General features: G+C 56.3%; 16 protein-coding genes. 11 read left to right on the plus strand and 5 right to left on the minus strand.

The annotated features are described in order from the left end of the window. The first annotated feature begins 38 nt into the window (after positions 1 to 38). The 5 genes from J3U87_RS17070 to J3U87_RS17090 all read left to right on the plus strand — a co-directional run bounded on the left by J3U87_RS17070 (position 39) and on the right by J3U87_RS17090 (position 7,381). Positions 39 to 605 carry a hypothetical protein gene (locus J3U87_RS17070; RefSeq protein WP_237384263.1) on the plus strand — a complete coding sequence of 189 codons (567 nt, stop codon included), beginning with the start codon at positions 39 to 41 and terminating at the stop codon, positions 603 to 605. 306 nt (positions 606 to 911) lie between these two features. Further along, positions 912 to 1,358 carry a DUF669 domain-containing protein gene (locus J3U87_RS17075; protein WP_237384264.1) on the plus strand — a complete coding sequence of 149 codons (447 nt, stop codon included), beginning with the start codon at positions 912 to 914 and terminating at the stop codon, positions 1,356 to 1,358. A 2-nt stretch (positions 1,359 to 1,360) separates the two neighbouring features. Beyond that, complete coding sequence (locus tag J3U87_RS17080; protein WP_237384265.1) at positions 1,361 to 1,801, plus strand: ERCC4 domain-containing protein; 441 nt, start codon at positions 1,361 to 1,363, stop codon at positions 1,799 to 1,801. Further along, positions 1,798 to 4,017 carry an SF1B family DNA helicase RecD2 gene (gene recD2, locus J3U87_RS17085; protein WP_449222368.1) on the plus strand — a complete coding sequence of 740 codons (2,220 nt, stop codon included), beginning with the start codon at positions 1,798 to 1,800 and terminating at the stop codon, positions 4,015 to 4,017. Before J3U87_RS17080 ends, recD2 begins: the two co-directional genes overlap by 4 nt. Then, positions 4,007 to 7,381 (plus strand): hypothetical protein, encoded by a 3,375-nt coding sequence (locus tag J3U87_RS17090; protein WP_237384267.1) that lies wholly within the window; start codon positions 4,007 to 4,009, stop codon positions 7,379 to 7,381. The genes recD2 and J3U87_RS17090 overlap by 11 nt, the downstream gene beginning before the upstream one ends. Positions 7,382 to 7,487: 106 nt before the next feature. Here the strand turns inward: J3U87_RS17090 and J3U87_RS17095 are convergent, their stop codons facing one another. Next, positions 7,488 to 8,318: a hypothetical protein gene (locus J3U87_RS17095; protein ID WP_237384268.1), complete on the minus strand. Its 831-nt coding sequence runs from the start codon at positions 8,316 to 8,318 to the stop codon at positions 7,488 to 7,490. Positions 8,319 to 10,031: 1,713 nt separating this feature from the next. Here J3U87_RS17095 and J3U87_RS17100 point away from each other — a divergent pair. Both J3U87_RS17100 and J3U87_RS17105 read left to right on the plus strand, forming a co-directional pair. After that, positions 10,032 to 10,349, plus strand: coding sequence for a hypothetical protein (locus tag J3U87_RS17100; RefSeq protein WP_237384269.1), 318 nt, complete (start codon positions 10,032 to 10,034; stop codon positions 10,347 to 10,349). A 101-nt stretch (positions 10,350 to 10,450) separates the two neighbouring features. After that, complete coding sequence (locus J3U87_RS17105; protein ID WP_237384270.1) at positions 10,451 to 10,984, plus strand: hypothetical protein; 534 nt, start codon at positions 10,451 to 10,453, stop codon at positions 10,982 to 10,984. A gap of 220 nt (positions 10,985 to 11,204) precedes the next feature. Here J3U87_RS17105 and J3U87_RS17110 read toward each other — a convergent pair whose 3' ends face one another. Both J3U87_RS17110 and J3U87_RS17115 read right to left on the minus strand, forming a co-directional pair. After that, a complete protein-coding gene (locus J3U87_RS17110) occupies positions 11,205 to 12,107 on the minus strand; it encodes a tyrosine-type recombinase/integrase (protein ID WP_237384271.1) in 903 nt (300 codons plus the stop codon). 1 nt (position 12,108) lies between these two features. Further along, positions 12,109 to 12,849: a hypothetical protein gene (locus J3U87_RS17115; RefSeq protein ID WP_237384272.1), complete on the minus strand. Its 741-nt coding sequence runs from the start codon at positions 12,847 to 12,849 to the stop codon at positions 12,109 to 12,111. A gap of 206 nt (positions 12,850 to 13,055) precedes the next feature. On the opposite strand from J3U87_RS17115, the gene J3U87_RS17120 reads away from it, so the two are divergent. The 4 genes from J3U87_RS17120 (at position 13,056) to J3U87_RS17135 (ending at position 17,053) form a co-directional block, all read left to right on the plus strand. Beyond that, a complete protein-coding gene (locus tag J3U87_RS17120) occupies positions 13,056 to 14,582 on the plus strand; it encodes a terminase large subunit domain-containing protein (protein WP_237384273.1) in 1,527 nt (508 codons plus the stop codon). 159 nt (positions 14,583 to 14,741) lie between these two features. Next, positions 14,742 to 15,176, plus strand: a complete 435-nt coding sequence (locus tag J3U87_RS17125) for a hypothetical protein (protein ID WP_237384274.1) — start codon at positions 14,742 to 14,744, stop codon at positions 15,174 to 15,176. 252 nt (positions 15,177 to 15,428) lie between these two features. Further along, the gene (locus J3U87_RS17130; protein WP_237384275.1) at positions 15,429 to 15,782 is read left to right on the plus strand and encodes a hypothetical protein; all 354 of its coding nucleotides are present in this window, start codon (positions 15,429 to 15,431) and stop codon (positions 15,780 to 15,782) included. A 362-nt stretch (positions 15,783 to 16,144) separates the two neighbouring features. Then, entirely contained in the window at positions 16,145 to 17,053 is a 909-nt protein-coding gene (locus J3U87_RS17135; protein WP_237384276.1) for an amidoligase family protein, read from the plus strand. Between the two features lie 93 nt (positions 17,054 to 17,146). On the opposite strand, the gene J3U87_RS17140 is transcribed toward J3U87_RS17135, so the two are convergent. Next, positions 17,147 to 19,081: a COR domain-containing protein gene (locus J3U87_RS17140; protein ID WP_237384277.1), complete on the minus strand. Its 1,935-nt coding sequence runs from the start codon at positions 19,079 to 19,081 to the stop codon at positions 17,147 to 17,149. Continuing rightward, complete coding sequence (locus J3U87_RS17145) at positions 19,078 to 20,196, minus strand: leucine-rich repeat domain-containing protein (protein WP_237384278.1); 1,119 nt, start codon at positions 20,194 to 20,196, stop codon at positions 19,078 to 19,080. Before J3U87_RS17145 ends, J3U87_RS17140 begins: the two co-directional genes overlap by 4 nt. Between the last annotated feature and the right edge of the window lie 290 nt (positions 20,197 to 20,486).

Consider the following 20,486-nt stretch of genomic DNA (forward strand, 5'->3'; position numbering starts at 1 on the left):
CGCTTGGCTAGGCAAGGACACTCAGGAGAACCAGAATAATGCGACACATTCACACAACCATCACAGGCATTACGCCCTTACTTATCAACCGATGTTCCGAGGAGACCTACGGCGGCGGACACGCGAGCGGTTCACGCCGGGCTCCGGCCGACGAAGCGGAAGCCCGGCTCTACACCGATGAAGCCGGATTCCCGGTGATTCCGCAGCCGAACCTGCTGCGCTGCATCCTCGATGCCGAGAGACTCATCCAACCCGTTCGCGATCTCCGCACAGCCGCAATCAAGGAAGACAGCTTGGTTGCCAACGGCCTCGATATCGAGGGCTACGAGATGCGGATCCAAAGCGACTGCGGCTGGGCAGTCGACGAACGGACCATTCGCATCCCGTCCACCGGAAAGCGCGTGCTGCGGTACTGGCCGATTTTCCGCGACTGGGCACTATCCTTTGAGATGACCCTGGACACCGACTTCCTCACGGTTGCTTCACTTCGGAAACTGGTGGACATCGCCGGGAGGCGAATTGGCCTGGGTGATTTCCGGCCCGACCGCCGAGGCCCGTTCGGCAAGTTCCGGGTGACCCAGTGGCAGGTCGAGAGTGCAGCCTGAAATCCTGACCCGATCACTCATCCACCAGCATGCTTTCAAAGAGGAGGCGGATCGATCGAAACCCGTTTTGACCCATAGCGCAGGGACCGCCCTCGGTCGCCTACCCGCCAAGCTTCCCGCGAATCTTCAAGCCATCACCAACGCATTCGTGGGAACCGACAACACCTAGCGCAATCGAGTTAACCAGCTCGTTTTAAACCACAAACCACAACACCATTGGCTTGGATTCCCAGGTGCCTGGATGACCGACATCCCGGCGCCCTGGCACCGCTGTGCCCGAATCCAGAGCCGCTAGGAGAAACAACCATGAGTGATTTCGAACAAATCGACCTGGCCGAACTTGACAACAAGTTCGAATCCGAGGAAGCCAGCGAAACAAATCACACACCTGTGCCCGACGGCAAGTATCAGGTGAATGTGGACAAAATCGAACTGACCAGATCCAAATCCGGCAATCCGATGCTCAAGTGGACGTTGCGGATCATCGGACCCACCCAGCGCAAACGGCTGCTTTGGAAGAACAGCGTGATCACCGAGGCCAGCATCAAGTGGCTGAAAAGAGACCTGATCATTGCCGGATTGGTCCTGGCTAAATTGTCGGATTTGGAACATCGGCTTCATGAGTTGCTGGACATCCAACTGGAGGTCAAAAAGGTCACCAAGAACGACTACGAAAACATCTACCTGCAGCGACTGATCGAAATCGATGACCCCGACGCGCAGGCCAGCACCCAAGACAGTGTGCCCTTCTGACCATGAACACGAAGCCCACGGTCGTCATCGATACCCGTGAGCAGCTTCCTTATGCGTTCGCCGACGAGCGGTTTAATTCCGTTCGTCGGGCGCTTCCGGCCGGTGATTACTCACTTGCCGGACACGAAACGGCCGTCGCCGTGGAACGCAAGTCCCTGCCCGACTTGGTCGGCACGCTCATTCGCGGCCGGGACCGCTTTCGCCGGGAGCTGCACAAACTCCAAACCTACGAACGGGCCTGTGTCGTTGTCGAGGGTCATCTGCGCGATGTGCTCGACGGTAACTATCGGAGCAAGGTCCACCCCAACGCCATCCTCGGTTCCGTGATTGCGATCTGCGTGGATCACGACATCCCGATCTATTTCTGCTCCGACCGCGAAGCCGCTCGCCGGTTCACCGAAACCTATCTACTTCGATTTTTCAAAAAGGTGTGTGCGACATGAACAACCACGAAAACAGTACTTCCAAAACCCTGACTGGTGAAGTCTGCCGGATCACCTATCAAAATGGACCCTTCATGATTGGGAAACTTCGAACGGAGTCAGGCGAAGTCAAGACATTCAAAGGGAACCTCTCGGCCCAGGTTGGCCAGCGCATCACCTTGAAGGGGACTTGGAAACACCATTCCAAATTTGGTTGGCAGATGGATGTGGCTACTGTCCAGGTGTCCCTGGATCTTACACCCGAGGGTCTGTGCAACTACCTCGCCGGGAATCCAGCCTTTTCAGGTATTGGAACCGCGAAAGCTGCCGCGATCGCCGATGCCTTCGGTTCCGATTTTGAACGGGTTCTTTTCGAGGAGCCGGAGCGAATCAAGGAAGTGGCCCATGTCCCCATGGAAACGATCGAGAACATCCGGGCTGCTTGGCGCGGGAACCAGACCAACAACGAGGTGATGGCGTACCTCTCGGCCTACGACCTGACCCACCACCAGGTCGCCACCTTGATCAGCACCTATGGGCACGATGTCGTTGGCATTTTGAAAACCAATCCCTATCGAATCATTGAGGATGTCCCTGGTTTTGGATTCAAAAAAGCCGATGAGATTGCGTTGAAGGTAGGGGTCGCTCAGGATGCGGATTGCCGTATTGAAGCGGCCCTACGCCACAAGGTAAGGGAGGAGAAAGAAAACGCAGGTCATTGCTATGTCGACTGGGAAGCCCTTATTGAGAAGACCGAAAAGGACCTGGCTTTGGATGCCAACGATAGCGAGGAGCGAATTGATCGTTGCCTGACCGGCCTCGTCGAAAAGGGAAAACTTGTTCAATCGTCGGTCCACGGCCGTTTCGTGCTGTCGCATCCGCTCATTTATCAATATGAGACGGAGCTCCGGGACATGTTCCACGATGCCTGGAAAACCAACTGTCACTTCGAGTACGAGGACATTGCGTCCATCATCACCGAGGCAGATACGGGCGAGCATCAATTGCTGGCCGGTCAGCGCCAGGCCGTCGAATATGCCTTGCGGCACCGAATCGCGCTCATGAGCGGCGGTGCCGGCAGTGGCAAAACGTTCACCATTCGAAAGGTCAAGGAGATCTACGAGGAACGCAGATTGGCGGTGACCCTTTGTGCGCCAACTGGGAAAGCCGCCAAACGAATGGAGCAGGTCACCGAGATGGATGCCTCCACCATTCACCGGTTGTTGGGGTACCAAGGGAAGCAATTCCGCCGCCTCGATAGAGATCCGATCGATACCGACATCATCATCGTCGATGAATTTTCCATGGTCGACGTCGAATTAGCTTGGGCCCTGTTCCAGTGCATTGACCTGGAACGGACCACGGTGCTGTTGGTAGGCGATCATAACCAGATCGAACCGGTCGGGCCGGGAAACCCGTTGCGGGACCTGATCCGGTCCAAGGCCATCCCCACGGTCATTCTTGATGAAGTGGTCCGCCAAGCGGGAGAGCTGAAAGAGAACTGCATGGCCATCCTGAAAGGCCACGTCATGCCCACTCCCAAAGGGGACGGCAGGAAGCCTTGGTACTCGGTAGAGAACTTCAAGCAGGTCACGATGGTCCAAGAATTCCTGGTGTCCCTCTACGAAGGCCGGCTGGAGCGTGGTCTTGGCTTGGACCCGGTAAAGGATGCCCAGATCCTCACCCCGCAGAGGAAAGGGCCTTTGGGGACCATTGCCCTCAACAAACTGATCCAATCGGCGGTGCAGAAACACCACTATGGAGTGATCGTCCCCCGCGTCGGCGAAAAACAGAAACCGAAGTTCTACAGACACGACAAGGTGATCCAGACGCGCAACAACTATGACTTGGGCGTCATGAACGGCGCGGTCGGTACTGTTTTGGAAGTGGCTTCAAACGGGGTTGTGACAGTCGTGTTCGAGGATCAGACGGTATCCATCGCAGGGAAGGATTTGATAAATCTCGAACTGGCCTATGTCCTGACGGTCCACAAGGCCCAGGGGTCCGAGTACCCCTGCGCCATTGTCGTCGCCCACGAAACCCACCAGTTCTTCAACAACCAAAACCTGCTGTACACGGCTGTCACCCGTGCCAGGAAGACCGTCATGCTGGTCGGCGACGGCTGGGGCGCCAAAGGTGCGGCCCAGAAACGAAACGTCAACAAACGACAAACCCTTTTGGGCACCCTGCTGGCCGGAGAGCCCGTTGATTTGAAAGGAACCGCACATGCCTCGTGATCCCCAAGTGACGCAGTACTATAAAACGTTGACCGCCGTGCCCATTTCGGACGTGGCCCGGGATCTTCTCGGCTCCCGGATCACGGAGGCGTCGGCTCACAGGCTTGAATGTGATTGCCCGCATCACCAAAGCACATCCAAGCGAAGCTTGCACGTGTTCCTGGATACCAACTCCTGGCGGTGCTGGGGCTGTCAGGTCGGCGGGGACGTGCTTCACCTGGTCGAGTTCATCCAGTCAGGCCAATGCACCACCAAGATGCGTGGGTCCATGACGGAATCGCACAAGGCCGCGCGGGACTACCTGGCCAGCCGGTGCGGCTTGAAACCTTTGGGTGCGCATCGCAAATCCGAGGCCGAAATCAAAGCCATGGAGGAAGCATACTTCCATAAGGAGCAATGCTTGACCGCTTTGGCCGCCATTGCCGAGCTGTTCCACAGGCGATTGCTCGAAAACGCTCGGGCACTGGGTTGGATCCGCGAGAATTATGGCCTCACCATGGAAACAATCACCGATCTGAAAATCGGCATTGCCAACCTCTCCAGCCAGGAGACCATCGAGCAACTTCACACAGAATTCGGCATCGAACGCCGCGACGCGATTCGGACCGGCGCGTTCTGGCTGACCGAAAACAAAATGGCGAAGTCCCTGCTCAAGGATCGAGTCACCTTTCCCTATTGGCGCGGCGGCCGGATCGTCTCCATGATTGGACGGAAGACGCCCTGGTCAAAAAAGGACACCATGGGCAAGTACCTGAAACTGCTGGTTCATGATCCCAAAAAGCGTCCCTACGTCGATCCCTGCATGGACAACAGCACCTTTTACAATGAGGACTGCCTGCTTCGCAAACCGGAGCAGGTGCTCATCACCGAGGGCGTGACCGATTGCATCGCGGCCATGCAGCAGGGTCTCGCCGTGATCTCGCCTGTCACAGTCGGGTTCCCAAAAAGGGATGTAGCCCGCCTGGCCGAAGCACTTGCGCACGTCAAGCACGTATTCATCTGCCAGGATAACGAATTGAGCCGGGTCGGGCTGAGCGGTGCGATCATGACGGCGACACTGTTGGAGGAGAAGCACATCGACGCGCGGATTGTCACGCTTCCGTTGGGTCGCAAACAACGAGACGCCCGCGATCAACTTCTCAAGGATTTCGGGATCGGGCCGGACTCGGATCCGAGGAACCTGAAAGCGTCACTGAGGGATCCGAGCGAGGAGGACCTGGCCACTGTCAAACGCTTGATTGCCGACGCCAAGATTGATCTCAACGGCTATTTCACCTTGGGTTACACCGCCGAGGAATTTCAAGAGCTGCTCGCGGAGGCGAAGTCACCCATCGAGATCAAAATTGCCCAACTCGATATCACGCTGGACGACAAGCAAAGGTTCAAGCAGCGCCAGCCGCTCATGGTGGAGATTGCCAAGTTGCCGGAATACCTCAAGGAAAAATGCTTGAAGCTCATCCAGCAACGATACGGGAAGAAGGCGATCACCCTGAAGGCACTTCGAAGCGAGCTTCGGGCCGGGAGCAAAGCCGCGAAAGCCGAAAAAAAATCCGGGGACCAGCGCCAACAGTTGGCGACCCAGCTTCAGGCCGTCAAAGAGGGGTCCTGCCAAGAGGCGATGCTCAAATATCGGTTGGCGGCTGATGATCCTTCCAGGGTCACAAATGAAGAACTGGGCCAGGTCGTGTACCAGTGGTTCAAAGAAAACGGTGCGAAGTTTTTCTACACCCAGCATGAGGAACCGTTCGTGTATTTCCAAAACGAAATCCTGGAGTCGGGTAGCCGGAATGTCGGGAGGCGACGCTCGTACCTATCCGTATTTCAAAAGCACACGGGGCTTACAAAGGAGTCTTCGTCAGGCCGGGTCATCCTCGAAACCCTGCGGAACCTTGCGCGGGAGGAGGGTGTCCAAGTCGCCAACCTAGCCTGGATTTACTCCCAGACGGACACATTCACCGTGTATTTCAACTTGAATAACGACGCCAATGAAATCGCCTGCATCTCACCTGATGGCGTGAGGCTTCTCAAGAATGGCGACAACCCAAAAGGGATCGTGCTTCGTGAATCGGATAAGATGCGGCCGATCCAGTTTATCCCCGATGCCGACCCCGTTGAGGCAGCGAAGCTGGTCGACAGGATCATCATGCAAAACATGACCTGTGCTGCGCATGACCGAAAGTTCGTCATGGCCTGGCTTTCTTGTTTTCTTCTCATCGATTTCGCCGGGACGCGACCCATGACCCGTTTTGAAGGTAAGCAAGGCTCGGGCAAATCGGCAGCCGGAAAAATGATCACGACGCTCATCTATGGTGACCCTCAGTTGCGCACAAGCACCACCCCCGCTGATTATGCCGATGCCGCGAGGAATCCGCTATGCGCCCTGGACAATGTGGAAGTGAAGAACGTCGACACTGAGAAAAACCAGTTTTTTCTTCTCGCGACGACCCAGGCCGTTCGGGAGAAGATCGCCATCGGGACCAATTCCGATGTGGTCAAGACACCGACCAAGTGCCTAATCAACACGACGGGAATCGAACCCCTGGGTGCGGAACTCGGCGAAATCCAGACCCGGCTCTTCACCATCGAGTTCGATGAAGCGCATGGCCGATCCGGGTTCATCGAGTTTTCCGTGCTCAATGAAATCCGAAAGCACCGAGACTACATCTTGTCAGCCTTGATGATTCGGACGGCCGGGGTTTTGGCCTTGATCAAAGCAGGCTGGCACCAAGCCGCCGTGGAATTGCTGGAGAACCGGTTGGGTAACCACAACAAGAAGCGATGCCATGACTACCTTAGCTTGATGTACCTGATGATCATCTGCATCGAGGAGCCGGAAGAAATCGTCGCCGCCCTCCAAACCCTGCGGGAATCTTTCTCCTTCATGATCGAGCGATTGAATGAAGTCACCGAGGAAACGGAGGCGGATGGGAACCAAATCGCACTCGGCCTGTCGATCCTATTTCAGGCATACCGGAAAGCCCTGGAGGCTGACGAGGCGAGGCAGACCAAAGACTCCTCGGCTAGTTTTGGAGAGCGATACCTTATCTCCTTCCATTCGCCTTTTCGGATCAAAAAGGTCTTGGCCAAGGAACTCCTGGTCAGCCTTCAGCGCGTGTTCAAGGATTTCACCGGAAAACCATTTGGTATCCAGAACGCGCGACAGTTGGGCCACCGATTATTGAATGACCGGAAAGCCATCGAAGCAGCCGGGTTTCAACTTGAAAGAGTAAAAGGTAGCGGGAACCGGTATCGGTACACGATCGAGCAGGTCGCTTTTGATGAAGAGATGGACGCCGTGGAGGAGGCCGCAGAAAATCCCGAGCGCCAAAGTAATGAAGCCCTTGTGGTTGCCATGACCCGTTGAGCTAACCCGCAAGTCGAGCCCGCTGGCCGCACCCTTTGCCAAAAATGGCGATGGGCGCGGCCTATTTTGGGTACCAGCCCTCACAAGGAAGGGCTCTGGGTGAGGCTCAATCCTTCGGTTTTTGGAAGCGGAGGATCGAATTGGCTGGCGCCGGTTTGATGATCTCGATGTGGTCCGCTCGCACCTGGCCGATTTGGTCAGCGTCCTTCACAAAACAAATCAGGCCATAGCCATCGCCGAATGGGAACTTGAAGGTTCCCCGATTCTGCCAAAGCGAACCTTCTGTCCAGCCCTTTGCCAAGGCTTTCGCCTGAATCGCAGCCACCTTTTCCCGTGCCGACTCGGCAACGGGCGTCCAAAACGACCAAGAGTCATCGGCGGCTTTTTCGGGAAACAGGTAGGCTTGCTTGCGCCGGTCCTCCTCGGCGCGGTCTCGGTCCTCCGGTGCTGGTTCGAACCCCAGGCGAATCAATGGCTCCATCGATGGAGGCTTGTAAAGGCGGGCACGAAGCGCGAACGCCTTGCGGGCTTTGTCGATCGAGTCTTCGTCGAATGTCACCAAGGCCCAGGCGTAGATTTCTTGAAAGCGCTGCGACACCTGATCGAAAAGCGCTTGCGGCATCTTACCCGTGTGGTGAGCCCACTGGACCTTTTCCATTTGTTGCCACAGCCAGGCGAAATAGATTGGGTCCAGCCGACGATAACAGGTGCCGTTCACACCAAGGTCCCCAGCGAGGCCAGTCGGCCGATCGGTTCGCCAGTAAGTACAATCCGTGGCCACGTACAGCGCCTCATCATCGCAGGACGGACGCTGGTGGGCTTGCCGGTCGTCGCAGGCTTGGCGGACGGCGACGGTATCTTCCTGCGCGGCCGCTTCCTTGGCTTGGTTGGCGAGGTAGGCTTGGTGGGTGCGGTCCAGCATCTCAAGGGTGATCATGGTTCACCTACCTGAAACCGGCTGTTCAGCGTGTTCCCGGAGTGAGGGGCCGTCTGGGATGATGGGTCCATTCTGTGTGTCTCCTTTGGGAATTGGGGTTGGAGACTAACTACAAAAATGAACCCTGAATCGGGTCAAAGGAGATCGTTTTCGTCGTTTTGTGGACCCGCCCCGTCATGGCTCGCCAGTGCCCATCAAACAGGTCAGCCTGGGCGTGATCCGTTCAGAATGGTCACGCCAAGCTGGCCGTGGGGCCGGTCCTCGTTAGAAAACGGGGCAATGTGAGAAGCGCGGAGGCAGGATCAATGGGCATTGCGCCAAATGGGTGCGATCTGGAATGAACAACCCGAAGAGTTCGGTCATGCTTAACATGCTTGCTTTGTAATGCTGAAAGAGGAAGGTGTTAGTTGTTGGTTTCATTCTCGGAAATATGCACCCCTTTTATTTTGCATTTTTGCGTTTTTTCTTTTTTGGGCCTTCTCGACCTGCTGCCTACCTGGTCACCAGAGGCGTCCTTTTCAGCATTTATTTAGGAGCATTTTTCCGCCTTACTACTAACTAAACTAACTATTTTAATATAAATATATATAATACAACAGTTTAGGTCTGGTGGTTGCGCCGGTGGTCCTGGTGGTAGTTCTTCAGGAACAACTCGCCAGGGGGTCTGGGATCTTCGGTTAAGGGTTAAACTAAGTTGTTGAATTCATTAATCTTAACCAGTGTAGCTTTTGAGTTGTCACGGATTCAGTGAACTGGCGCTGGCTCGCCCCCTTGACCAACGACCTGTGCTCGGACGTTCTGAACGGCGACAGCAACTGTTTGAAGCCAAGCAGGATCCTGGGACCGATTCCGGCTCCTTCCAAGTGCGCCCTCAACCGGTTCAGATTTTTCGGCCTGATGTCCTGTCAGAGTGATGAAAGTGGCCACCCCCGATTCATAGAGCCCTGCTTTCGGGCATCCCTGCGCCAACGCCAGGTCCGCAATCACTTCGACTGTTTTCCGAGCTAGCTCCGATCGGCTTCCAAAAGAAAAGGCACCATCGTCGGCCTGGTCACTGGCCGGGAAACCATTCAGCAGGTTACGACGCGTTTCTTCGGCTATCGCCAGGAACTCGGACACCGGCTCGGAGCCTTCAGTGATGCACGGATCCTCGCTTGGCGGCCTGAATGCCGGTTCCGCGGTTTAGTGGTCCTGGCAGTTTGTCGAGATTCTGTTTGCCGTACCCTTGTCAAGCCCATCTGATGGCACAGCCTGGCGAATTACATGGGGCCCGGTTTCCGAAAACTACAGCTTTCGCCAGTGCTCTCCTCGGATTCCCCGAGCCGCCCATGGGCCAACGAAAGAAAACATCCCGCAGGAGCACAACGACACCCAGGACTCCTGTCGGCTTCGTTGGCGGCGTTCTTTGACGGAGCCTGATCTTGACGGTTGCGATCAGCTCGCTCCGATCGTTGGCGGGAAGGCTGTCGACCATTCTTCAAATACGGGTGACCCGATCCGCATTTGAAATCTGTAGTTAGTCCTCAACCGGGCAACTTGCTTCCCGGTAACCATCGGATCGGCTACCGGGCCACGTGCTGGAAGTCGATCACCGGAACCGGCACCGATTGGTGTCGTGAAGACCAGCACGTGGAAGGAAAAAGGAAATATGTATGACCACGTTCAAAATTCTCAAAGCACCGAGACTTGAGACACATGAGTAGGAGTGCGGATTTGACTGAACAGGTAACTTCGAGAAGGCAAGGCGGCCCTGATTCGGCATTGACTGACGTGGAGCTGGGCATGATGCAGACCTTGGACCGGGCCAGTATTGCCACCGAGGCCATCGTGACGACCTTGATGATCCTGGCGGACGAAGGTTCGGACCAGGATGTAATGTTGCGGATCCTGGCGGATGCCGCATCGGCGAACAAGGCGATTGTGGGTGCGATTTCGGCTGTGAATGAGACTGAAAGGAAAGGGGTTGGTGAGGAACGAAAGGCATCGAGAACGGGGCGTCATGGATCGGCTTCGGAGTTCATCGGGCTTTGATAAGTTCTGTTTATGGCGATCGTTGAAGGAGAAAACAAAATTAATGCAGTTTTTTGCCCCCTTTCAGTTCAACGGGTTCAAATTAATCGGAGGTAGCAATTTTGGCAGGAAAAAATTCCCAAGGCTTGAGCAAAAGCGACCTGGCCGATCTCAAAGCCTGGCAAAAGAACAGCGATGTCCAGGTGGGTCCCGGCGCACCGAAAGGAAATGCGAATGCGCTCAAGTCCGGCATCTTCTCCAACAAGGTGTTGGACCCCGACGAACTCAAGCTGTACCGAGCCATCATCGACGCGCTCAACGAGGACTTTACCTTCAACCGGTCGTCCGATCGGCTCCAGTGCGAACTGGTCGGGGTGAACTACGTCAAGCTTGCGCGGGCCTTCGCCGCTGGCGATTTCGAGAACGCCGAGCGGATCGACCGGATGGTCCGGTACCACTTGAAGGACCTGAAGGCCACGAAGTCGGCCCGCGAAGGCGAGACGACCAAGAACGAGCCGCAAACCACACCCGCCGAATGGGCCACCGCACTGCTCGAACGGGTCGCCGAGGCCAAGATCGAATTGAGCAGCGACGATCCCGAAGCGGATGCCGACGCCGCCGAGAAGCCCAAGTCCCGGAAAAGGCGAAAAAAATAGCGACTTTGCCAAAAAGGTTATTTCGCGAGCCTTTGGGCCAAGCGCCTCCTCGTTCACCCCTTCAGGCCGGTTTCGCAAATAACCAAAAGTTAGTCGACATTTTCCAATCCCCGAAACGACTGTTTCCGAAACACGAAGATCAAAAAAGCCCGTGGTTCCATCCGCCGAAAAAATCGCGGATAAAACCACGGGCTTCCATTCGAAACCGAGCCGTCGAGCCTTATAGGTTTTCGATGGCCTCGGCTAAGTCGTCATCCACCACGTGCGCGTAAATCGCGGTCGACGTGATGTTCGTGTGGCCCAACGCCCTCTGAACCAACTTGAGGTTGCCTCCTTGCTGGAGCAGGTGGGTCGCGAAGGTGTGCCGCAACTTGTGCGGGCTGATCCGCTTGGTGATGCCCGCCGCCTTGACCCAGTGCTTGACGCGGGTCTCCACTTGCCGGTGGGAAATCCGTTTCAGGCGGTTCGAGAGAAACAGAGCAGGCTCGCCGTCCACCTTCGGGCGGTACCGCGAAAGGTACGTTTTGAGCAGTGTGCGCAAACTCGACTTGATGAACTTGACGTGTTCCTTGCCGCCCTTGGCCCGGATGCGGAATTTCTTGTCGTCCAAATCGACGTCGTCCACATTCAGGCCGATCAACTCGCTGACTCGCATGCCGGTGCGCAGCAAGATCTCGATCATGACGCGATCCCGAATCGAGATCTTGGTCGCCCTGCTCCGCAGGGTTTTCAGCAGGCGCTTTTTCTCCTGCAAGTTCAGGAACACCGGCAGCTTCCGTTCCGGGTGCCGGACGCGGATCGTCTTGGCCGGGTTGTCGTCTCGGACTTTGGCGGCCATGGCCCAGGAGAAAAAGGCCAGGGCCGAGGATTTGATCCGCTTGATGGTCGCGGGAGCCCTTGGCTGGCCGTCCAATCGGTTTTGGATCTTGGGTGACGCCAACGCGGCCACCAGGTCCTCGCGTGTGACGGTTTCCAGTGTGGTGTCGGGTTCGGTGATCTGGATCGCTTCCGTGAGCAGCGCCAGGTCATCGGTGTACGCGGTGATCGTTTTGGCGGCCCGCCCGTCGGTCTTCAACCAGTTGGTGAAGGCTTCGAGCGTGCCGTCCAGGTTTCGCTTCGCCACCTTACTTGGTCGGCTTGGCGGTTTTGGTTTCGGTCGCCTGGGATTTTTTGGCCTGGGCCTTGACGGCTTTTTCGGGTTCGGTGGCCTTCTTGGCGGCCTCTTTGGCCTTGGTCTTTTCTTCCTTGGCCTGGGCCTTTGCGGCTTCGGCTTCTTTGCGGGCCAGCTCGGCCTTGGCCTTGCGCTCCTCGGCGGCCTTCTCCTTTTCAGCGGCCGACCGGCTCCCCATCGGCAGGTTTTTGGGGATCGGCGCCTTCTCGATGCGGCCAGTCGCTTCCAGCCATTCGAGGTACATCTTAAAGAGCCGCAGGGTCTTTTTGATGGTCGGCTTGGCGCAGGGTTTGCCGTCTTGGGTCATGTCTTTGCGCAGGCAGTGGGGCGATTTGGCGAAGGCGGTCACGCGTTCCTCGGTAATCTCGGTGACCGGCGTGTCGCCGCCGTAAAAGGCGATGACGCGGGCGAAGTCGCGGTCGTAGGAGAGCAGCGTCGCTTCGCCGCATTGCCGCTCCTTGCGCAGGTAGTCGCGGCTGAAAGGGACCCAACACTTGAGCAGCGTGTTATCCGGCGTCGGGTTTCCTTTGGTCGGCTCGGCCGCTTTTTCCGGCTTGGGGCTGGCCGTTTGTTTTGCCTTGGTCTGTGCTGCCTTCACGGGCTTGGTTTTGGGGGGTTGGGTCTTGGCCTGGTTGGTGGCGGGATTGGTTTTGGATTGAATGGTGGCGGCATTGGTCTTGGCTTGGGTCGTCATGGGAAATCTCCTGTTGGTTAATTGGTTAACTTGTCTGTTTGCAATCGCTTATCGCGTTTGCCTGCACATGTAACCTCGGCTTGCCGAAAGAGCCAAGTCCAATCTGCAAGGAGAGCGAAGATTTTTTTGCGGGCTCGGGAGACGGGCTTGTTTGGTACTTAAACACATTGATTTGATTGACTTAAAGCGGGACGTATGGAGCGAAAATGACCCAGCCGAAGAACCAAGATCGCATCATGGCGGAAACGCTCCGCAACCCGGCCAAGTGGGGCGAGGCTTACCTCCGAAATCGGGATGGTAGTCCACGAGAGTACTGGCCTCATCAAGTGGAGGACCTTGAGTGTGAGGCGCCAACCATCGTCCACCTGGACGGGCGGGCGGCAGGAAAAACGCTGTCGCTTTCAACCGACGCCCTTCATTTCGCGTTCACGCGCCGAGGCGGAAAGGGGCTTCTCGCCGCGCCGCATCAGGGCCAACTCGATACGCTGATTGAAGAAATCGAGTTCCAGCTCGAATCGAATCCCGAACTAATGGCCAGCATCGCGACCACCAGGGCAGGCAAGCCCAAGATCGTCCGCAAGCCGTATTTCCGGCTTGAGTTTTCCAACGGGTCGATCTTGTACTTCCGGCCCGCTGGCGCACACGGTGAGAGCTTCCGCAGTCTTCACGTCCAGCGGATCTGGGTTGACGAGGCCGCCTGGCTGTCCGAGCGGGCCTGGAAAGCCCTGCGCCGGTGTCTCGTGTCCGGCGGTCAGCTTCGCGTATACAGCACACCCAACGGCCTGCGAAACACGACCTACTATCGGCTGACCATGTCGCCGAACGTCACGCTCTTCCGTTGGCCGAGCTGGCTCAACCCGAATTGGACCAAGGAGATGGAAGCGGAGCTTCTTGAGTTCTACGGCGGCCGGGACTCGTCCGGCTGGGCCCACGAAGTCGCGGGCGAACATGGGCGGCCGACTTACGGCGCCTTCAACGCGGAGCACCTCAACCTTGCGTTTAAGGAATTACTTGAGTACCAGAAGATCATCATCACCGGGAACGAACTCAAGGACTGCGAAACCGAAGAAGAAGCGGCCAGCCGCCTGGAAATGTTTTTGAACCTGACGCCGAAGTCCGGCGTGTTCTGGCTCGGTGGCGACCTTGGCTACACTAACGACCCGACCGAACTGGTCGTGTTCCGCGAAGACCCGGTCGGTAACCACCCGGTGCTCAAGTTGGTTCTCCGCGTCCACATGGAGCGGGTGGCCTACCCCAACATCGCCCAGACCATCGCGCTGCTGGACCACTATTTCGGATTCGTCGGCCTCGGCGTCGACTACGGCGGCAACGGGATGGCAACGGTTCAGGAGCTGCTGACCCTGGACAAATACAAGCCGCTCGACTTGGAAGGGCGCCTCGAAGGCTTTCACTTCGGCGGGATGACGACCCTCGCGGTCCAGGGCGGTCGGGAGATCCGTAAGCGGACGAAGGAGCTGATGACGTCGCTGATCAGTGGGGCCTTGCAGCGGCGGCAACTGATTTTCCCATCCGATGATAGCGACATCGAAGACGAATTCTCGACCCACACCTACTCGCTCCGCGACGGCAAGATCATCTACAGCAAAGGCAACGACCACATCGTCGACGCCGTGCGCTGCGCGATGCTGGCCAGGGAACGCGGCAACCTTGAGGAAGTTCACGAGGAAACCGTCTCGATCCGGCCGGTTTACACGGATCCGGTTTTTGTGTGAGAGCAAGATCGGGAAATGGCATTCGTAATCACCCAGCGAAAAGTCTCAAACATCTGGTTTTAATACAAAAAATCGCTTCACTTCGTGCCGAAGTCGAGCCAACATGTCGCTGGCTCGGCAGAGCCTTTTCTAAATCCATGATTGAGAAGGGAGGCCTCCGTGCCTCATGTTTCCCCACAGATTGAACCGACAACGTCCAGCCCCGCCTGTGAATTGCGCCGGGTCTCTGAAAGCTGGCAGCACCCCACGGACGCCGCAGGCAGTCTCCAACCGCTCTGGCCCCACTGGATGTTCGAAGAAGACGACTATGACCATTACGTGAGGCTCGACTTGCGCGTCCTTTCCGGTCAGTACCTGACACTGGAGGAGGCGTCGAAGGCGTGCGCGCATGAGGCCCCGGAACCTGACCGGTACATGCCAGCGTTCGAAGCGCCGACCCATGTCCAGGCATATGAAAACGAAACGGGCGGGACGCCGATCAGCCCGGTGTTCCGAACCGACGAAGAGCTTGTCGACTACCTGGCTGAGCACGGCACGTTGAATGGTCAACCAGCTTCACCAGACGAGTGGCGCGCCGTTCTGGACCTGACTTAGCCGACAAATCGAAACGGATGTTTCGTGTCCCTCCGGCGGAGGGCCGAAACGGGTCGGTTTGCGCGCGGGTTTTTGCCCGGATTTTGGGTGCTCGGCTCAGGCTGGAAGTCAAGTCAAAAAGGCCAAAGGAAAACGTCTAACTTTCTGAAAAATATACACTTAAGAGCTTGCGTTCTGATCGAATCAGAGCGAAACTACAGGGGTAGGGCGGGGCGGCTAACCCGCTCAAAAAGAAGAACTTAGGAGTTAATCATGACAACACGAAGCATCATTTCCGCAAAGTTTGGCGATCAAATTGTCAGCACTTACCTTCACAACGGCGGCGAGGAGCAGGTCAACAACCTTCTGCTTGACTTTTACCAAACCGAAGACGAGGTCAAAGAGTTACTTGGCGAAGGCGACCTGAGCAGTTTGGCCGAAACGCCGGAAGCTTGCGACGCTTACCACAAACGCGGTGAGGCTTGGGAAAACATCAAGCCCGTGATCACCAAACACCTCAACGGCCTCCGCCCAAAATTAGACCGGGGTTTGGGAAGCCACTTTCACTTTGATGGGGCCGCCTGGACGTACAACGGGAGGCCGTTAAAGCGGACTTACGGCGGCTAAAGCGGCCAACCGGCCCTCGGGAAACCGGGGGCCTTTTCCGCCTCGCGACGCCGTTTAAAGGCAAACGGCCAAAGGATTGCGAAGGCGACGCCGGGAGACCTGCGGGCCAAAAGCGAGTCAACGCGCTTTGGTCATGACAGGGGCGGATCTCACTTCTCCCGGAGAGAAAAGGGGCTCCGGCCAGTTTGGCTGGGCCCCTTTTCTGCTTGACAAACCGACCTCAGCACACAATCCATAACCACTTCTTTTTATTGAGTTTAATGCCAGAATCAACTTGATACCCCAAACCACCTGAGCGAACATGGGACCACCTTGAAGGGACACGCTCAAGGCGCACAAATTAAATAACTTAGGTGGTCAACATGGACATGCGGGAATTCAAGTTTGGGATCGAAATCGAATGCTTTGGCCGGATGCGCTCGGAAGTCGCCAAGCGCATCCAAACGGTGGTCGGCGGCACCGCCCGACCAATCGGCGGATGGTACGACGAAACCAGCTCCTGGGTGGTCGATGACCGCCAACGCCGCACCTGGAAGATTGTCAATGACAGCTCGATCAACGCGACCCACGGTCAGAAAATCGAAATTGTGAGTCCGATTTTGACCTACACGGATATTCCCCAGCTTCAAGAGGTCGTTCGGGCGGTTCGCCGACTGGGCTGCAAGGTCAACGACACGACCGGGATTCACATCCACGTCGACAAAACCATTTTCACCGCCAAGACCCTGACCAACTTTGTGAAGATTTTCTACAAGCAGGAAGCCCTGCTTTTCGAGGCGCTCCAAGTCCAACCACAACGTGAGCTGAACTACTGCAAATCCACAACGGATTACCTGATCGACAGGCTCAACCAGGTCAAGCCGAAAACCCTTCAAGAACTAAGTGACATCTGGTACGAACAGTACCCCAACCAACGCAGGAACACTAAATACCACAGCAGCCGCTACAGAGCCCTAAACGTGCATGCCGCCCTCACCGGCCCTACAATCGAATGCCGGATTTTCAATAGCACGCTTCACGCGGGAAAAGTTAAGGCTTACGTCCAGCTCGTTTTGGCCATGGCCGCAAAGGCCGCGAATAGCCGATCGGCTCGAGCCGACCAACGGCCCTTTAACCCCGAAAGCGCGAAATTCGACTTCCGGTGCTTTTTGCTGAACTTGGGCCTGATTGGCGAAGAGTTCGCGACCGCGCGCCTCCACCTTTTGAAACACCTGCCTGGCGATGCGGCCTTCAAAAAGGGCCGGAAATCGCGACCGGCGAGGGCGGCCTAGATCCTTTGTCACCCCTGATTGATCCATCAAGCCAATCAGGGACGACAAAGAACCTAGATCGGCTTTGTTGGGTTCAGAGCTCGGATTTGAAGGTTATTTTTTGCGATTGAATACTTTCTCAACAAGTTTAAGCAAGTCCACTTGAAAAAGGCCGGGGATGCCGACCCTGGAGGACAGCAAGTCCTTAACCTTGTCCCACTCGTTGCCGCCATAGTCCTTGTGGTGTTTGAGTTCCAAAACGGTGTCGCGGATTTCGTCCACTGTTTGGACCAGGTCACCACCGTCGATACCTTCGAGGATCTTCCGCAACGGCACGAATTCCTCCGATCGATCACAAGGGAACGCACCGTCCGGTTTTTTGAGGTAAAAGCTCAAGGCTTTGTGGTATTTGAAAAAGTGTGGCTGAGCCTCTTCATGGCAATCCCTACACGGGCAACCGATGCTTTCAGTCACTGCAAGATTGGGGAAATCGCCGTGGATTGCGGTCAGTTCCTCCCGCAGCACCGCCAGGAAATCGCGTTTTTGCCTGCCCTCGATCCAAATATCGATACGGTGTCTGTTGCGATCGGCGCGAATAAGGGCGCGAGCGCCGCTAGTTGTGGCACGCAGCACCATGCCGTACCTCCAGCGCAAGGAGTCCTCGATGGTGCGGTATGACCTCACCATCAGGCGGGGCAAGACGGTGGGTGGCAGAAACTCCGGGTACTGGCACCGGAATTTTGTTGCGCCGCGAAAATCGAAACGGAACTCGGGCTCGTCCTTGGGAAGTAAATTTGGAATTAGGATCTTGGTGTTATTGGAATCCAGTGGGAAGCACAATTCGAACCGACGCATCAACTCGATGAGGTATCCGTGTTTTTCGCGCGGGTAGGTGAACTGCGGGGCGCTGGAGGCTTTTTGGTCAGCGTGGACCGGTGTTTCGAGCAGGTTGGTTAGGGTCGACCGGTCGGTTGGTACAATGCCGTGTGCTTTAATCACCCTCGGGTGGTTGAGGATGCGATAAACCCCGTTGGTCACCCACTCGGGATTGAGCACGTGGGTGTCATCCAAATGGAGATCCTCGAAGTGAATGGCGATGCCCAGGTCGTTGAAAAAGCGGACAAGGGCTTCCTGCTGGCCGGTATGGTCAACTTTGGCCTTGTGGCATAGATGGGAGAATTCGTCGCGAGTGAGAAAAGGTTTTTCGGTTGTTTCCAGTTCCGCTTTGACTTCCAGCCAGGCTTCTGGCCACTGGGTGCGAATCATGGGCACTGCCAGCAATTCCTTGCGGAGCGCCGCACAGAATTCGGCGATACCCTCCGCCCCTTGTTTGCAGGAAGTGCGAATGAAGCCGCGAATATTGGGGAACATTTCTCGGAGCCTCTTAGTTTCGAACTGGTAGTTTGGATGGAGGTCAGATTTATTGAGAACCACCAATACTGGCGCGTCGGGGGCATAGGTGCTTGCGTGGCCGAGCCAATAACTGGGGTCTTCGTCCTGGCGGCCATCGAGGACCACAACGAAGAGGCTGCGACGCGAAAGGAAGAACCTATGGGTGGCGTGCATGATCTCCTGGCCGCCAAAATCCCACAACCGGACTTGAAGTTGGTGGTCGGGGGTGGGGACGAAATAATCGCGGATATTAATGCCGTGGGTTTGGTCTTCATGGGGATCGAAGGGCTCACCCAGCAGTTGTTTGACCAGAGAGGTTTTTCCTGCCTGGCCATGGCCGAGAAGGACCAGTTTGACTTCTGCCAAGGCTCGGGTTGGTCCAGATTGGTCGAAATAGGCCGTCACCGCATCGTGCCCAGCTTCGAATAATTCAAGTGGCGGCGAAACCAACGGATTGCCTTCAATTCCTAACTTCCAAAGTGAAGGTATTTTAAAAAGGACTGAAGGTAAGGTATCGATGTGGTTTTCAGATAGCCACAAAGTGTGGAGTTTTCTGAGATTAGCGAGCTCGGGTATTAGGGCCGTCAGTTGGTTGTTTCTAAGATTGAGGTCGGTGAGGTTGGTGAGGGAAGCAAGCGCCGGGGGAAAGGTCGTCAATTGATGAAGCTCAAGTTGAGATCGTCAAGGTTAGTGAGGGAAGAAAGTTCGGGAGGTATTGCCGTCAGTAGGTTGCTGCCCAGATCGAGGGAGGAAAGGTTGGTGAGGGAAGAAAGCTCGGGAGGAAGTGTGCTCAGTCGGTTACCACTCAGGTCGAGGTGAGAAAGGTTGGTGAGGGTGGTGAGTTCGGGTGGCAGGGCCGTCATTTGGTTGCCGCTCAAATCGAGGTGAGACAGGTTAGCAAGGGAAGCGAACTCGAATGGCAGGGCTGTTATTTGATTGTCCCCCAGAAAGAGGCGGGTAAGGTTGGTGAGAGAACCAACCTCGGGTGGCAGGGTTGTCAGTTGGTTTCCGCCCAGGTTGAGGTCGGTAAGGTTGGTGAGGGAAGCGAGCTCTGGTGGTAGGGCTGTAAGTTGGTTGCCCCTCAGGCTGAGGCCGGAAAGGTTGGTGAGGGAAGTGAGTTCGGGTGACAAAGCTGTAAGTTGGTTGCCCCTCAAAAAGAGTTGGGAAAGATGGGTGAGGGAAGCGAACTTGGGTGGCAGGGCCGTCAGTTGGTTGTCGTTCAGATCAAGAAAGGTAAGGCTCGTGAGGGAAGCGAACTCGTATGGCAAGGTCGTCAGCTGGCTGCCGCTTAGATATAGGACGGAAAGCTTGGCGAGGGAAGCGAACTCGGGTGGCAGGGCCGTCAGTTGGATATTCCTAAGATCGAGGTGGGTAAGGTTGGTGAGGGAAGTGAGTACGGGTGGCAGGGCCGTCAGTTGGTTGCCGCTCAGATATAGGACGGAAAGGTTGGTGAGGGCAGTGAGCTCGGGTGGCAGGGTCGTCAGCCGGTTGTCCCTAAGATCGAGGTGAGAGAGGTTAGAGAGGGAAGCGAGCACGGGTGGTAGGGTCGCCAGTTGGTTGCGGCTCAGATAGAGGCGAGAAAGGTTGGTGAGGGAAGCGAGCTCTGGCGGCAGAGTCGACAGTTGGTTGTCGTCCAGATCGAGGCGGGTAAGGTTGGTGAGTGAAGCAAGCTCTGGGGGGATGCGCCACAGGTCCATATGAGATAAATCTAGCTCAGCTTGCCCAGTTCGGTTTGCCTCGGAAATTTTCTGCTGAGCTCTCTCATAACTCATAACGACTCCTCTTTTACCACAGCTCTGCTCACCCCGCGTGCTCAGCTCACATCCCCAGATGCTTGCTGACGAGCAGGCGGGAAATCCAATGAGCCATTTTCTTATGGCGAAATTAGCCAACCGTAGGGGACACGCTTAATGAGGATGCCTCGCTGGTTGCGGCTCGTTCCTCACATTCTTTTGGAATCCTTTCACGTTCACCCGAGTCTCGCGGTGAGTCTCTTGGTTGGCTACCGGTTTGGTTTTTCCGTGAGTGTTTTGGGTTTGAGCCAAGGCTGACTGCAAGTCTG

Source organism: Sulfidibacter corallicola (assembly GCF_017498545.1).
Taxonomy (GTDB): domain Bacteria; phylum Acidobacteriota; class Holophagae; order Acanthopleuribacterales; family Acanthopleuribacteraceae; genus Sulfidibacter; species Sulfidibacter corallicola.